The sequence below is a fragment of the Marinobacter sp. EVN1 genome, from assembly GCF_000475375.1.
In the GTDB taxonomy this organism is placed as follows: Bacteria; Pseudomonadota; Gammaproteobacteria; order Pseudomonadales; family Oleiphilaceae; genus Marinobacter; species Marinobacter nauticus.
The window spans coordinates 19,057-33,961 of the sequence record NZ_AXCB01000006.1 but is presented as its reverse complement, the minus strand read 5'-3'; the positions used below and the strand labels follow the sequence as shown (position 1 = coordinate 33,961).

Here is a 14,905-nt window from a genome sequence, read left to right as displayed (position 1 = left end):
TGATCGATTCCGGAGCATCCACATGGCGCACGATAACAAGGTAGTCCGCTTGGCCGGTCAGAAGCCGGTGAGCCGGTTCTCGTTACCGGTAGAGCTGGTGCGACTGCGTGACACATCGGGTCAGTCACTCAAGGCGGTACTTGCCAGTTTTTTCGAACAGGCTGACGACAGTTTGTTTGCCCTCGCAGACCGGGCCGGCTCCAACCAGGACCAGACTGCCTACTTCGATGCCATGCGGGAGCTGCGACTGCGCCGGAAGGCAATGACAGTGTCAGTCCTGCAATACGTCAGCCAGGCCTTCAATGAGCTGGGTAAGTTCAAACCTGCCCGCTCCGGTGGTTCACTGGAAGAAGTGGACCAGGACTCCCTCAGCCTGGTGGATCACTCTGACCTTGAACAGCAGGTAGCGATAGATAACCTGACCAATCGCCTGCGGAATCGATACCAGGAGCCGGTAAGGATGTTGGCGGCCCGGATTCGCCATCTTGTTCCGCAGTTGGATCTCTCTGACGATCAAATGCCTCTCAGCCCGGAAGTCATTTGTGGCGCTATCTCGGATGCTTGCACCGATCTGGATATTGATATCCGTGCCAAGCTGGTGGTTTTGAAGCTGTTTGAGCGCCTGCTGGTGGACAAACTCAGCGATTTCTACCAGGAATGCAACAAAACCCTGATCGCCGCCGGCGTGCTGCCTGACATGAAGCGGGCTCCGGTGGGTGGTGCTCAGGTAGCGCCGGGTCGCAGTGCGCCAAAGGCAGGCGGTTCGTCAGCGCCGGCAGAGGAAGCCCCGGCTGCCGAAGGTACTGCCCATAGCCATGGACCGTCGCCTACTTTCAGTGAGCTGAGTGCGCTGTTGCACCAGGGAGAGACCGGCAGTGCCGGTATAGCACAAACCGGCGCTGTTCTGGATACCGATCGTCTGATGGCGCGCCTGAACGAACTGCAGGGTGCAGCGCCGCAGGGTGAAGGCGACAATGTGGTGCCTTTGCGCCAGCAGTTACAGCCGCTGTTGCAGGGTCCGGAAGGGAAGCGATTCTCAGTAGGGCAGGTCGACAGTGACGTGATCAACCTGGTCTCAATGCTGTTTGATTTCATTCTCGAAGATCGGCAGTTGCATCCGGTTATGAAGGCGCTGATCGGGCGGCTACAGATTCCGGTGCTCAAGGTCGCACTCAGCGACAAGAACTTTTTCAATCGTGGTGGCCATCCGGTTCGCAAGCTCCTCAACGAACTTGCCCTTGCCGCCATTGGCTGGAGCGAGAAACGTGCCGGAATGCGTGATCCGCTTCGGGAAAAAATTGAGGAAGTGGTGGGTCGGGTGCTCACCGAATACACCGATCAGGTAGGGCTGTTCGAGGAATTGCTGAAGGACTTTGGTCACTTCATGGATCTGGATCGCCGCCGTCGCGAGCTGGTTGAGCAGCGCCTTCGGGATGCCGAAGAAGGACGCGCCCGGCAGGAACGTGCCAGTCAGGCTGCTACCGATGTTATCCGTGAGCACACGGCAGGCCGGGACATTCCCGAGCCGGTTTTACAGGTGCTGAACGAGCCCTGGACCCGTTACCTGCAGTGGGTGGTGTTGCGCGAGGGTGAAGAAAGCGAGCGTTGGCTGCAGGCAAAGGCCATCAGCGAGCGGCTGGTGTGGAGTGTTGACCCGCGACCGGTGTCTTCTGATACCCGGGCGGAACTGTTGCGAATGATTCCAGAGGTGGTGGAAGAGCTCCGCAAGGCGCTTCAGGAAATCTCCTGGGATCCGTTTGCAACCGATGCGGCCATCCGGGACCTGGAGCTTGCCCATGTCGATGTTTTCCAGAAACTGGTGACCGCGCCGGTTGTTGAAGACAAGGCACCCACGATTGAGAATTTCGAGGTACCTGAAGCTCCGGCAGAGCCGGCGGAAACTCCCGAGCAATCGGAACCTGCGCCGGAGGTGATTGACGAGGTGACTGAACCTGCGTCAGTCAAGCCTGCTGAGATCTCAGCAGGCGTTGAGACGGCAGCCGTTGCCGAGGAATCCGCGGAGATCCAATCACCAGTAGCGTCGGCGGAATGGCTGGCGAAGGCGGACGGCCTGAGAGTTGGATCCTGGGTTGAGATGGCCAGAGACGAGACCAGGGTCCGTTGCAAGCTGGCGGCCTTCATCAAGGCCACCGGCAAGTACATCTTTGTTAACCGCAGTGGTGCGAAGGTGGCGGAATATCATCGGGATGACCTGGCGATTGCTCTGCAGGAGCAGGCGATCACCATGCTGGATGACGGCCTGATCTTTGATCGGGCGCTGGAGTCCATCATCGACAACCTGCGTCATAACCGAAAAGACTGATCTCCGGTACTGAGTGCCCGCGCAGGGCACCGGCGACGTCGTGGCATCCATGGGCGCTTTGTGATTCAATCATCTGCATGAGTCCCCTGCGCCGATGGAAACACGTTGTCTAGTATCCAGAACGATCATCACCCACACTCCCTGAAAGATGCGGCAGCACTTTTGCGTTCCAGTGGCCGGTTCCCCGGCGTGCGCTGGTGTCCGTCGCCCAATTTTGGTCCCCGCCCGGACGGTTCCTCTATCTCACTGCTGGTGGTTCACAACATCAGCCTGCCGCCGGAACAGTTTGGCGGCCCGCACATCGAGAATTTTTTCTGTAACTGTCTGGATACTGCTGCCCACCCCTATTTTGAAACGATCGCAGAGCTGAAGGTGTCTGCACACGCGTTGATTCGCCGGGATGGTTCCGTTATTCAGTTTGTCAGCTGTCTGGACAGGGCATGGCATGCTGGCCGTTCCAGTTTTCAGGGTAAGGAGGAGTGCAACGACTACTCCATTGGTATCGAGCTCGAAGGTGCGGATGACGTTCCCTATACCGATGATCAGTACCGTGCGCTGGCGCGTCTGGCGCTCCTGGCAATGACAGCCTGGCCGGAAATCACGCCGGGTCGCATTGCCGGCCACAGTGATATTGCTCCGGGCCGAAAAACCGATCCAGGGCCCGCGTTTGAGTGGTCTCGCTTCCAGACACTGCTGTCGAACGAGGAGATGGCCTGATGTCGTTGGTTGTTTTTCTGATTGCGTACGTGATTCGCCGCAGGCTGGACCGCGCCGATCACCTGGCTGGCGATGAGGTCTGGCGTAACTGGTTTCATCGTTGGGGCCGGGTAGAAGCGGGTCAGGAGCGGTCAGTCTGGAGAGGGGCGCTGCTGGTTGTGTTACCTTCTCTGGCGCTCGCTGGCGCGTGGGCGCTGTCCAGTGAGGCGGGCTACCGCTATGCCCTGTATCCGCTTGAACTGGTGCTGATGGTGGTACTGATGGGAGCGCCGGGCTGGCGCAAGGTGCTGCGAGCCTATTCCGATGCCTGGCGGCGCGGAGATATGCAGGCTGCCTGGCACCATGTTCAAGAGCGCCTGCCCGCCTCCGAAAGAGGAGCAGCGCTATCGCCAGAAGCCATGCACCTGTCGGTGTCGCGGGCGCTGATGGTCTCGGTTTTCGAGCGTTTCTTCCTGGTGGTTTTCTGGTATGCCGTCGGCGGCATAGCGCTGGCTTTTCTGGCTCGAGGGCTTGTAGCTCTGGCGGGCCAATGGCCGCAGGCGGCCGCGCGGGAACGCTATCAGCGGGCAGCCCGGCTTATCGGCTGGATTCCTTCCCGCTTGCTGTCATGCACATTCGGGCTCGCCGGTGACCTGGCCGGCTGGTCCCGGGAAATACGCAAGGTATTCCCGGGATTCGGGAAAAAGACCGCGGATGTGCTAATGATTTCCGCCAACGGGTCGTTAACTGGATATGCACTTGATCCTGCGCGCTTTTCGGAGTTGCACCCGGAAGAGTGGCCCGATTTTGGCGGGCGGAGCCTCAGCGCTATAAGGGACCTCCTCAACCGGAGCATGCTGGTGTGGATATGTGCGCTTGCATTGCTGGTGATCGCAGGCATGGCCTAGCCGGAAAGCAAAAACGGATTACAGAATAACACTAAATAGTGATTAAGTTTTTCCGGCAACGGGCGATAATCAAACAAAAGAATAAAGATTCAGTTGTTAGAAGCAGCGAGGGCTCTGTGAACTATATAATCAATCCGGCTGTAGCACTGATGAATCGGCTGCCCATGGTTTACAAATTCAGCCTCATCAGCATTCTCTTTCTTGGCCCTATCATCGTGCTTTCCTGGTTGGTGATTTCCGGGCTTAACCAGTCGGTTCAGACCATGACCCGCGGCATTGAAGGTCTTGCAGAACTCCAGAAGGTGGAGCGCCTGCTGGTGGCGGCGATGGATTACCGTGACTATCAGGCCCCCGGCATTCTGAAAGACGAACAGCCCTTGCTCGAAAAAGCCAACGAAGCGGCCAGTCGCATGGATGCCCTGTTGGCAGATCTCGCCGAACCACAGCGTTCTTTTGACACCTCCGGCTCCTGGCAGGAGCAGATCCTGGTTGTAAGAGAAGAATGGGAGACGCTCAAAGCCAACGATAACTATCAGGGCAACATTGACCCCCAGTTCAAGTACTACCAGGAGTTTGTGCAGAAGGTGATGGCCTTGCTGCCGGCGACCATTGAAATCAGCGGATTGGGTCAGGATGCGTCCCGGGAAAACCTGCTGCTGTTAGGGCTGGTGCGTTCTGCGTTGCCTGAGTCTCGCACTGTTGTTGGCCGCGCCCGTTCATACGGTATTTTTGCGCTGGTGGAAGGTCAGGTGGGCTATGCACTCAGCGAAACCCTGAATGAAATCTACGATCAGTTGACCAACCGCAGTTCGCTGCTTTCGCCGGCCCTTTCCGTTGCTGTGGAGGCGTCGCCCCAGCTGGCAGAGAGTGCGAGCGGTGCACTGACCCGCACGGAAGAGAGTCTGATGACAGTCCGTGATGAGCTGGACCTGAATGTCATCACGCCTATGCGCCTGGAGCTGCCCTGGCAGGAATTTGACGAGACCGTATCGGCGCAGATGGGATATTACGATACCCTCAGCGATCGTATCTTCGATGTGGTTGCCGGTAATCTTGAGGATCGCCTGGCTCGCCAGACCGGGCAGCGCACCCTGATTCTGGTGGCGCTGATTGCTGTGATGCTGGTAGTGGTCTACCTCTATGTGGGCTTCTTTATGTCTGTGCGGATTGCCATCAACCGGTTCAGCGAAGCTGCAAGAAATGTGGCCGCCGGCGATATGACCACCCATATCCGGTTGAACAACCGGGACGAACTGGGTGAGCTCACCTCTGAGTTCAACAACATGACCGATCGTATTGCTGAGCTTGTCCGGTCGGTGGGCTCTACAACAGCAGATGTTGATCAGCAGGCGGTCCGGGTGAATGACACCGCTTCGGCGAACAGTCAGGCCGTGGCCCGACAGATGGAAGAGACCGGGCAGATCAACGAGGCCATGGGCCAGATGGTGGAAGCGGTCAATGAAGTCACGGAGAGTGCGCACCGGGTGGCGGATAGTGCGGGGAATGCCGAGAAAGATACCGAGAAGGGTCGGGAAGTGGTGGCCGATACGGTGGCGACCATTAACCGGCTGGCTACGGAGATTGCAGGCGCCGTTGATGTCATCAACCGGGTGAGTGCGGACAGTGACAATATCAGTCAGGTTCTGGTTGAGATTAAAGCAATTGCCGAGCAGACCAACCTGCTGGCGCTGAACGCGGCCATCGAGGCAGCGAGGGCGGGAGAACAGGGGCGTGGCTTTGCGGTGGTGGCGGATGAGGTTCGTTCATTGTCTCAGCGTACCCACAAGTCCACTGAGGAAATTGAAGGCATGATCTCCCGGCTTCAGGGTGGTGTAAAAGAAGCGGTATCTGCCATGACCTCAAGTCACGATGCCACGGAGAAGACGGTACAGAAGTCTGGTGAAGTGACCGAAGCGCTGGATCGGATCGCCTCGGGCATTTCCGAGATCGTTGATATGAGCCATCAGATTGCCCAGGCGGCGGAGGAACAGTCGGCCGTGGCCAGGAACGTGAATGCCAACGTGGAGCGCATTGGCGAATTTGGCCAGAGCACTGCCTCCAACGCCGAAGAGACTCTGGCTTCGTCCAGACAGATGTCGGAGCTTACCGCGTCGCTTCAGCGCCTGGTGGAAGCATTCAAGGTGTAATCTGTGGTTGTTGTGAAAAATCCGGCCTCAGAGGCCGGATTTTTTTTGCTCCCAGAGAATCTCCTGGCTGCCATCCCGGCGAGCCAGCACCCGGGCGATGACAAACAGCAGATCGGATAACCGGTTCAGGTAGTGACGCGAGGCAGTATTGATGGAGTCCTCGTGGCCAAGGGCCACCACCACGCGCTCGGCCCGGCGACAGACCGCCCGTGCCAGATGACATTGTGCTGCGGCAGGGCAGCCCCCGGGCAGGATGAAGTTTTTTAGCGGCGGCAGGTCGGTGTTGTACTCGTCCAGAGTCTGCTCCAGCCACTCAATGTGATTGTCGCTGATCACCTTGCTGCCCGGGATGGCAAATTCGCCGCCCAGATCAAACAGGTGATGCTGAATGCGCCGGAAGGTATCGATCAGACTGTCACCAGAGGGAAGCGTCTCAATCAAAACGCCGATATGGCAATTCAGCTCATCTGCCATACCCATGGCTTCCACTCGCTGGGCATTTTTGGCGATACGGTTGCCATCGGCCAGGCCGGTAGAACCGTCGTCTCCGGTTCGGGTGTAGATCTTCGACAGGCGATTGCCCATGGTCTTGCTCCCTCTGGTAAAAGTCAGTTCAGTTGTTGTACCTGTTCGGCGAGCATTTGGTTCACCTGTACCGGTATGCCATGTTGATGGCCGAGCCGCGCCAGGTAACCGTTAATGAAGTCGATTTCCGTGGTTCTGCCTGCCTTTACATCAGCCCGCATGGAAGACGTGTTGGCGGCGGTTTTGCGGGCGACAGCCTCAATAGTCTCGCGCAGGTTTTCCGGGGCTTGTTGCGGTTGTCCGGCGGCAGGGAGCAGGCGGCTGATCTCCTCGCACAAGGGGGCAATCCATTGCAGGTAAAACGGTTGTGTCAGGATCTCTCCGTTGGGGCAATCCAGAATGGCCGTAAAGGCGTTTATGCCGGCGTTGATCACCAGTTTTTGCCAGAGCCTGGCGAGTATATCGTGTTCAGGGTGGACCATGAGGCCGCTGCTGGCGAGCTGTTGGGCAACCCTTTCGACCAATGGATTCCCCGCCGGGTTCAGGGCGCCGACCCAGGTAGTGCCGCGGCCAGCGTGAACGGTCAGCCCGGGGGCGGGCCGGTTTGCGCCTTCGGTCGTGGATGCGGCCAGTACCGGCCGGTCCGGCCATGTTTCGGTGACCTGCTGCTGGCTCCCCAGGCCGTTTTGGAACAACACAATGGGAGTCTGTTTGGCAATGGAGGGCAGGGCCGCCTTGAGGGCTTCGAGGGTGTCGCCGGCTTTGGTTGTCACCAGGATCAGATCAGGAGACTGGCCGGGTTGTAGCCAGGGAATAATGGCATTGGCTGATTCGCCGTCAATGGACTGAAAGCGATAACAGACGGGGTCTGGGGCCTGCCCCGGGCGGGGCACAAACGCTACCTGCCCGCCAGGTAGCGTTGCGGCCCAGAGCCGGCCCAGGGAGCCGGCACCGAGGATGGCGATCATGGCCTTACATGGCCTCGATTTCTGCCCGTTGCGCACTGAGCCGCTGCAGGCTGCCCTGGGCATCCTTCAGCTTCTCTTTTTCCTTCTCTACGACTTCGGCTGGGGCCTTGGCGGTGAACTTTTCGTTGTTCAGCTTGCCTTCCAGGCGACCGATTTCCTTGTTCAGGCGTTCCAGCTCCTTGTCCAGGCGCTTGAGTTCGGCGTCCTTGTCGATCAGGCCGGCCATGGGCACCAGCACTTCCATTTCGCCTACCAGTTGGGTGGCGCTCATGGGAGCTTTGTCGCCCTCGAACCATTCCAGCTTCTCAAGTTTGGCCAGGGAAATGAGGAATTGGCGGTTGTCGTTCAGGCGGCGCTGATCGTCGGCGTTGCCGCCTTTCAGAAGTACCGGTACCTGCTTACCCGGGGAGATGTTCATCTCGCCGCGGATATTACGCACCGCTACAATCACGCCTTTAAGCCACTCGATATCGGCGGCCACGGCGGCATCCTGCTTGCTGGCATCCGGCTGCGGGTAGGGCTGCAGCATGATGCTGTCGCCCTGCTTGCCGGCCAGCGGTGCAATACGTTGCCAGATTTCTTCCGTGATGAACGGCATGATCGGATGCGCCAGGCGGAGTACGGCTTCGAGTACGCGTACCAGGGTACGACGGGTGCCCCGTTTGGCTTCGGCACTGGCGCTGTCATCGCTCAGGGCTGGTTTGGACAGTTCCAGGTACCAGTCGCAGTATTCGTTCCAGATGAACTCGTACAGGGCGTAGGCCGCCAGGTCAAAGCGGTACTGGTCCAGGTGGCGGATCACCTCCTGCTCGCAGTGCTGCAGTTCGCTGATGATCCAGCGGTCTGCCAGGGACAGTTCCACCGGCTCATTGTTTACGCCGCAGTCTTCGCCTTCCGTGTTCATCAGCACGTAGCGGGCGGCATTCCACAGCTTGTTGCAGAAGTTGCGGTAGCCTTCCAGGCGCTTCATATCCCAGTTGATGTCACGGCCGGTGGTCGCCATGGCTGCGAGGGTGAAACGCAGGGCGTCAGTACCGTGGGCGGCGATGCCTTCCGGAAATTCCTTCTCGGTGCGCTTGCCGATTTTCTCGGCAAGCTTGGGCTGCATCAGGTTGCCGGTGCGTTTTTCCAGCAGGTCCGGCAGGCTGATGCCGTCGATCATATCCAGCGGGTCGATCACGTTACCCTTGGACTTGGACATCTTGTCGCCGTGCTCGTCCCGGATCAGACCGGTGACATACACGGTATGGAAGGGTACCTGTGGGGTGCCGTCTTCATTTTTCATGAAGTGCATGGTCATCATGATCATCCGGGCAACCCAGAAGAAGATGATATCGAAACCGGTCACCAGCACGTCGGTGGGGTGGAAGGTCTTCAGCCGTTCGGTGATTTCCGGCCAGCCCAGAGTGCCGAAGGTCCACAGGGCGGAGCTGAACCAGGTGTCCAGTACATCGTCGTCCTGCTTGAGTTCCAGTGTGTCCGGGAGCTGATGTTTGCTGCGAACCTCAGCCTCGCTCCGGCCCACATAGATATTGCCTTCAGCGTCATACCAGGCAGGAATCCGGTGCCCCCACCAGAGCTGGCGGGAGATGCACCAGTCCTGGATGTCGCGCATCCAGGCGAAGTACATGTTCTCGTACTGTTTGGGTACGAACTGGATGCGACCGTCTTCTACCGCTTCAATAGCCGGTTTGGCCAGAGTCTTGGCGTCGGCAAACCACTGATCCGTCAGCATCGGCTCGATAATCAGCCCGGAGCGATCGCCGCGGGGTACGCTCAGCACGTGGTCTTCGATTTTCTCGACCAGGCCTGCCAGTTCCATGTCGGCAACAATCTGCTTGCGGGCTGCTTCCCGGCTCAGGCCGGCATAGGCGGCCGGGAGGGCGCTGTTAATCTCGGAATTTTCGGTGCCGTCCGCATTGAAGACTTCGGCGATTTCACGAATGTTGGCGTCCTGCGTCATGACGTTGATCATGGGCAGGTTGTTGCGTTTGCCTACGGCGTAATCGTTGAAGTCGTGAGCGGGGGTGATCTTCACGCAGCCGGAACCTTTTTCCGGATCGGCGTGGTGGTCGGCCACGATGGGAATGCGGCGGTTAACCAGCGGCAGCAGAACGTGCTGGCCAATCAGATGCTGGTAGCGCTCATCGTCCGGGTGGACGGCTACGGCGGTGTCACCCAGCATGGTTTCCGGGCGGGTGGTGGCGACGATGACGTAGTCTTTGCCGTCCTGGGTTTTCTGGCCGTCGGCCAGCGGGTAGCGCAGGTGCCAGAAATAGCCCTTTTCTTCCTTGTTTTCAACTTCCAGATCAGAGATAGCGGTGTGCAGCTTCGGATCCCAGTTCACCAGCCGTTTGCCGCGGTACACCAGGCCTTCATCGTACAGGCGGATAAAGACTTCCTGTACGGCTTTGTAGAAGCCATCGTCCATGGTGAAGCGTTCGTTGCTCCAGTCCACGGAGTTGCCCAGGCGACGCATCTGGCGGGTGATGGTACCGCCGGAGTGTTCTTTCCAGTCCCAGATGCGCTTGATGAATTCTTCCCGGCCGAGATCGTGGCGGGTTTTGTCTTCTTCTGCAGCCAGTTTGCGTTCGACGACCATCTGGGTGGCGATGCCGGCATGATCGGTGCCGACGGTCCACAGTGCGTTACGACCCTGCATGCGCTTGAAGCGGGTGAGGGTGTCCATGATGGTGTGCTGGAAGGCATGGCCCATGTGCAGGCTGCCGGTCACGTTGGGTGGCGGGATGGCGATGCTGTAGGAGTCGCCTTCGCCGCTGGGGCGGAAATAGCCTTTGGATTCCCAGTTTTCGTACCACTGGCGCTCGATGTTTTCTGGCTGGTAGGTTTTTTCCATGGGATTATGCAGTGACCGTTTTGGTTGATTCACATAGGGAAATTCTGAATCGGACGATTATACATGGTCGTCTTGATCGCGGCGAACCTGGCTAGCGTTTCCGCATATCATGCACCCGAGCTTCAATGCCCAGTGCCCGCAACTGCTTGTAATGCCTCCGCGCCTGGTTCAATACCGCCGGGTCATTGTGGGCCACCAGGGCCAGGCGGCGGTATTGGTCAGCGTCTTCAGGCAGGGTTGAGGACAAGACGATCACGGTATCCCAGTCCACCGCGGCTGGCGGGTAGAGCAGGATGCCGACAGGATCGGTGCAGGGGGTGGTTGGGTCTTGGGCGATACTGTGGGGGATGAAGGCTTCGGGGGTGAAGTTCCACAGCAGGTCGTCGAGTTCCACGGCCTGTTCTTCGGTGTCACAAAGAACGCACACACGGTCGCCCTGCTGCCAGGCTTTGTCCACGAGTTTGGCGGCGTGGAGGTTGCGGGCGGCGTGGGTGTTCTGGGCGAGGATGTGGAACCAGTAGCGCTGGTTTTTATCGTCCCGGCCGGAGGGGCCGGCAGCGAGGCTGCCGGGCTCCGGGGAAGGGTTTGGCTGGTTATCCTGCATGGGTCATCAGGTAGTCGACCAGCAGGGGGACCGGGCGGCCGGTGGCGCCTTTGGCTTTGCCGGAGTTCCAGGCGGTGCCCGCGATATCCAGGTGGGCCCAGCGGTAGTCCTTGGCGAAGCGGCTCAGGAAGCAGGCGGCGGTAATGGTGCCCGCGGGGCGGCCGCCAATGTTGGCCATGTCTGCGAAGTTGCTGTCGAGCTGGCTCTGGTATTCGTCCCACAGAGGCAGGCGCCAGGCGCGGTCGCCGGTGCGTTCGCCGGCGGCGAGCAGTTCGTTCGCAAGCTCGTCGTTGTTGGACAACAGGCCAGTGGCGTGACTGCCCAGGGCGATAATGCAGGCGCCGGTGAGGGTGGCCATGTCGACCACGGCTGCCGGGTCAAATTTCTTCACGTAGGTGAGGGCGTCGCACAGCACCAGGCGGCCTTCGGCGTCCGTGTTGAGGATTTCGACGGTCATGCCGCTCAGGGTTTTGACGATATCGCCGGGGCGGGAGGCGCCGCCGTCTGGCATGTTTTCAGCGGCAGCGATCACGGCAACCACGTTGATCTTGGGTTTGGTTTCAGCCAGGACTTTCATGGTGCCGAAAACGCTGGCAGAACCGCCCATATCGTATTTCATTTCGTCCATGCCCTCGCCCGGCTTGAGGCTGATGCCGCCGGTGTCGAAGGTGATGCCTTTCCCCACCAGTACGTAGGGCTTGTCTTTGGCCTTGCCGCCACGGTATTCCATCACGATCAGGCGCGGAGGCTGCTTGGAACCTTTGCCTACGGCCAGGATGGTGTTCATGCCCAGTTTTTCCATCTGCTTCTCGTCCAGAACTTCGGTCTGGATGGAGTCGTAGTCTTTGGCCATGGCCTTGGCCTGTTCGGCAAGCCAGACCGGGTGGCAGATGTTGGGTGGAGTGTTGCCCAGGTCTTTGGTGTAGTTCATGCCGCGGCCGGTGGCCAGGCCAAGGTTGAAAGCATCTTTCAGGGACTTGCCGGCGCCGGATGCCTGTACCACAACTTTTTTCAGTTTGCGGGCGGCAGGCTTGTCGCTTTTGAATTCGGTGAAGGTGTAGAGCTGGTCTTCCAGAATCCGGCCAATCAGGTTTAGCCGGGCTTCTTCAGAGCTGACCGCAGCTTCGCCCTGAACCGCAGTATCGGTCAGGCTGATCAGTGCACTTTTGGAGGGGCCATCTTTCAATGCGCCGGTCATGGCAATCAGGCTCTTACGATAGGCTGTGGCTGTGCGGTCTGCATCTTTGCCGGTGCCAATTACCACAACGCGCTGCCAGGGTTGATCCACCAGGGGCAGGGTATTCACGGAGGCGTTCTTGCCGGTCAGGTCGCCGGCTTTCTCGAGTTGCTTGATCAGTCCGCCCAGCGCGTCGTCTGCCGCTTTGGTGGATTCTGGCCACTCGCCTTTCTCAGGCAGGCCGATAACCAGGCAGTCGGCTTTGGTGGCTGTGATGGCTTTGCTGCTCAGGCTGAAATTCATGGCAACTCTCATGGCAACTCCGTTGTCAGATTATGCTTTATTCAATTGAATTGAATGTTGATGGCAATGCTCATAAGGATTGGGGCAAAGCCTTTATTAATCAAGCCGGGTGCCCGCTTCGTTACGATGGTTTTATCGTGTAGGCCCCGTACTGTCATTCGTCGGCGAGGTTACATAGAATACGCGCTGTTCTCCTTAACCTCCATCTCCAATGACGGCGCCGCCAGAGAGACTGATTTGAGTATTATCTTCCGTTACCTCATTCGCCAGATCATGGTCAGTATGCTTGCAGTGTCAGGCATTCTGTTGCTGGTGTTCATGAGTGGGCGTTTTATCAAGTATCTGGCCGATGCTGCTGAGGGCGAGATTGCGGCCGGCGTCCTGTTTGCGATTATGGGGTATCGTTTCCCCGGGTTTCTGGAATTAATTCTGCCCCTGGGCCTGTTTATCGGAATTCTGCTGGCCTATGGCCGGATGTACCTCGAAAGCGAGATGACGGTGTTGTTCGCCTGCGGTGTGAGTGAAAAGCAGTTGCTGGCGAAAACGTTACTTGGAGCGCTGCCGGTCATGCTGGTGGTGGGGGCCATGAGCCTTTACATCTCTCCCTGGGGCATGAAACAGGTGGAGCACATCTTTAACGAGCAGCGAAAGGCTACCGAGTTTGAAATGCTGGCCCCGGGGCGGTTTCAGGACTTTACCTCCGGCGATCGGGTGACTTACACCGAAGCCCTGAGCGACGACAAGCGCCAGTTGCAGGGGGTGTTTATTGCCGAGTACGACAAGGATGGTAAGGGTGTCACTCTGATCACTGCGGAGTCTGGCTCCCAGTTCATTGATGAGGAAACCGGCAGCCGGTTTCTGGTGCTGGAGGATGGTGGTCGTTTTCAGGGGGCTCCCGGCCAGCTTGATTACAATGTCACTGAATTTGAAGCCTACGGTTTGAAGATTGTCAGCGGCCAGGAGGGCAGCAAAGAGCTGGAGGAAGGCCTGAGTACGCTGGCGCTTTGGAACTCGGATGATCCGGAAGACCGGGCTCTCTTGCACTGGCGAATATCGTTACCGTTGATTGTGCCCATCGTCACCTTGCTGGCCGTGCGGCTCAGTCGGGTGAATCCCCGGCAGGGGCGGTTTTTCCATCTGTTGCCAGCCATGCTGGTTTACATCACCTATCTGGGCTTACTGATTGTGGCGCGGGATGCGCTGGCGGATGAAAAGGTGCCTGAATGGGTGGGTATGCTCTGGGTGCATGCGCTGTTCCTGGCGCTCGGCCTGTGGCTGCAGTTTGGCCCCGGGTGGCTGAACCGTCGTCGTCTTGAGAGGGAGGGGCGCCAGCGTGCATAAGATCGATGGTTATGTCATGCGTACCGTTGGCGGCGCCATGTTCCTGGTTATGGTTGTGGTGTTGTCGCTGGATGTGATCTTTGCATTCATTGCTGAACTGGAAGACACGCGCAACGAATATCAAACCCTGCAGGCGCTGTGGTATGTGGCGCTGACCTTGCCCCGGCGAATCTACGATTACCTGCCTCTTGGCGCCTTCATGGGTTGCCTTGTCGGCCTGGGCTCCATGGCCAGTTCCTCGGAGCTGACGGTGATCCGGGCAGCCGGCGTGTCGCTCAAACGCATTGTCTGGTCTGCCATGAAGCCGGCGCTGATCGTGGTTCTGCTCGGCGTGGCGATTGGTGAGTATGTCGCGCCGACCACCGAACGTATTGCCCAGAGTGACAAGGCGGTGGCCTTGGGTGCGGGGAGCAGCGTGGCTTCCGCGGAAGGGGTGTGGCATCGGGAAGGCAATACCTTCATGCACCTGAATGCGGTTCAGCCAAACGGTGTGTTGCATGGGGTTTCGCTGTTCCGGTTTGACGATGCCCGGCAATTGCGGGTTGCCAGCTTCGCCGAGCGTGCCATCTACCAGGGCGACTACTGGTTGCTGGAGAACGTGACCTCCACTCGCATTGAGCCGGAGCGGACCGTGCGTGATGTGAGTGCGTCACTGCGTTGGGAGACCGGCCTGTCGCCGAGCGTGCTGAGTGTACTGATTGTGAAGCCGGAGAATCTGTCGATGACGGGCCTGTATACCTACGCGGCCTATCTCGGAGAGCAGGGGCTGAGTGCGGCGCAATACTGGCTCGCGTTCTGGAAAAAGGCACTGATGCCTCTGGGCACGGCGGTTATGGTGTTGGTCGCCATCTCCTTTGTGTTCGGGCCACTGCGGTCTGTGACCATGGGGTTTCGGGTATTTACCGGTCTGCTGGTGGGATTGCTGTTTAAGTATATGCAGGATCTGCTGGGGCCGATGAGTATGGTTTATGGCTTTAATCCGCTGATTGCGGTGCTGGCTCCGATTGTTGTTAACGGTATTGTCGGAGCCGTCCTGATGCGTCGGGCGGGGTAGCG

At 58.7% G+C, this 14,905-nt stretch carries 11 protein-coding genes; 6 read left to right on the top strand and 5 right to left on the bottom strand.

Annotated features, from left to right (window positions below; genetic code table 11):
• Positions 1 to 22 precede the first annotated feature (22 nt).
• The 4 genes from Q674_RS23195 (at position 23) to Q674_RS23180 (ending at position 6,074) form a co-directional block, all read left to right on the top strand.
• Positions 23 to 2,323: a DUF1631 domain-containing protein gene (locus Q674_RS23195; RefSeq protein ID WP_023007879.1), complete on the top strand. Its 2,301-nt coding sequence runs from the start codon at positions 23 to 25 to the stop codon at positions 2,321 to 2,323.
• A gap of 105 nt (positions 2,324 to 2,428) precedes the next feature.
• A complete protein-coding gene (gene ampD / locus Q674_RS23190) occupies positions 2,429 to 3,040 on the top strand; it encodes a 1,6-anhydro-N-acetylmuramyl-L-alanine amidase AmpD (RefSeq protein WP_023007878.1) in 612 nt (203 codons plus the stop codon).
• Positions 3,040 to 3,927: a histidine kinase gene (locus Q674_RS23185; RefSeq protein ID WP_014421889.1), complete on the top strand. Its 888-nt coding sequence runs from the start codon at positions 3,040 to 3,042 to the stop codon at positions 3,925 to 3,927. Before ampD ends, Q674_RS23185 begins: the two co-directional genes overlap by 1 nt.
• A gap of 116 nt (positions 3,928 to 4,043) precedes the next feature.
• On the top strand, positions 4,044 to 6,074 hold the full coding sequence (locus Q674_RS23180; RefSeq protein WP_014421887.1) for a methyl-accepting chemotaxis protein: 2,031 nt from the start codon (positions 4,044 to 4,046) through the stop codon (positions 6,072 to 6,074).
• 27 nt (positions 6,075 to 6,101) lie between these two features.
• Here Q674_RS23180 and Q674_RS23175 read toward each other — a convergent pair whose 3' ends face one another.
• From Q674_RS23175 to Q674_RS23155, 5 genes are all read right to left on the bottom strand, one after another.
• Entirely contained in the window at positions 6,102 to 6,659 is a 558-nt protein-coding gene (locus tag Q674_RS23175; RefSeq protein WP_023007876.1) for a cob(I)yrinic acid a,c-diamide adenosyltransferase, read from the bottom strand.
• Between the two features lie 23 nt (positions 6,660 to 6,682).
• Positions 6,683 to 7,567 carry a ketopantoate reductase family protein gene (locus Q674_RS23170; RefSeq protein WP_023007875.1) on the bottom strand — a complete coding sequence of 295 codons (885 nt, stop codon included), beginning with the start codon at positions 7,565 to 7,567 and terminating at the stop codon, positions 6,683 to 6,685.
• Between the two features lie 4 nt (positions 7,568 to 7,571).
• Positions 7,572 to 10,424, bottom strand: a complete 2,853-nt coding sequence (locus Q674_RS23165) for a valine--tRNA ligase (RefSeq protein WP_011784475.1) — start codon at positions 10,422 to 10,424, stop codon at positions 7,572 to 7,574.
• A gap of 91 nt (positions 10,425 to 10,515) precedes the next feature.
• Positions 10,516 to 11,028 (bottom strand): DNA polymerase III subunit chi, encoded by a 513-nt coding sequence (locus tag Q674_RS23160; RefSeq protein ID WP_023007874.1) that lies wholly within the window; start codon positions 11,026 to 11,028, stop codon positions 10,516 to 10,518.
• Positions 11,018 to 12,508, bottom strand: coding sequence for a leucyl aminopeptidase (locus Q674_RS23155; protein WP_031209656.1), 1,491 nt, complete (start codon positions 12,506 to 12,508; stop codon positions 11,018 to 11,020). The genes Q674_RS23160 and Q674_RS23155 overlap by 11 nt, the downstream gene beginning before the upstream one ends.
• A gap of 237 nt (positions 12,509 to 12,745) precedes the next feature.
• Between Q674_RS23155 and lptF the strand changes: the two genes are divergently transcribed.
• Positions 12,746 to 13,849, top strand: coding sequence for an LPS export ABC transporter permease LptF (gene lptF, locus Q674_RS23150; protein WP_014421881.1), 1,104 nt, complete (start codon positions 12,746 to 12,748; stop codon positions 13,847 to 13,849).
• Entirely contained in the window at positions 13,842 to 14,903 is a 1,062-nt protein-coding gene (lptG, locus tag Q674_RS23145) for an LPS export ABC transporter permease LptG (protein ID WP_014421880.1), read from the top strand. Before lptF ends, lptG begins: the two co-directional genes overlap by 8 nt.
• Positions 14,904 to 14,905: the final 2 nt, after the last annotated feature.

Bases quoted from the DNA above. Each gene is read 5' to 3' on its own strand.
- Q674_RS23155 (WP_031209656.1), bottom strand. From the start codon at position 12,508: ATGAATTTCAGCCTGAGCAGCAAAGCCATCACAGCCACCAAAGCCGAC.
- Q674_RS23165 (WP_011784475.1), bottom strand. From the start codon at position 10,424: ATGGAAAAAACCTACCAGCCAGAAAACATCGAGCGCCAGTGGTACGAA.
- Q674_RS23160 (WP_023007874.1), bottom strand. From the start codon at position 11,028: ATGCAGGATAACCAGCCAAACCCTTCCCCGGAGCCCGGCAGCCTCGCT.
- Q674_RS23175 (WP_023007876.1), bottom strand. From the start codon at position 6,659: ATGGGCAATCGCCTGTCGAAGATCTACACCCGAACCGGAGACGACGGT.
- Q674_RS23185 (WP_014421889.1), top strand. From the start codon at position 3,040: ATGTCGTTGGTTGTTTTTCTGATTGCGTACGTGATTCGCCGCAGGCTG.
- Q674_RS23195 (WP_023007879.1), top strand. From the start codon at position 23: ATGGCGCACGATAACAAGGTAGTCCGCTTGGCCGGTCAGAAGCCGGTG.
- Q674_RS23170 (WP_023007875.1), bottom strand. From the start codon at position 7,567: ATGATCGCCATCCTCGGTGCCGGCTCCCTGGGCCGGCTCTGGGCCGCA.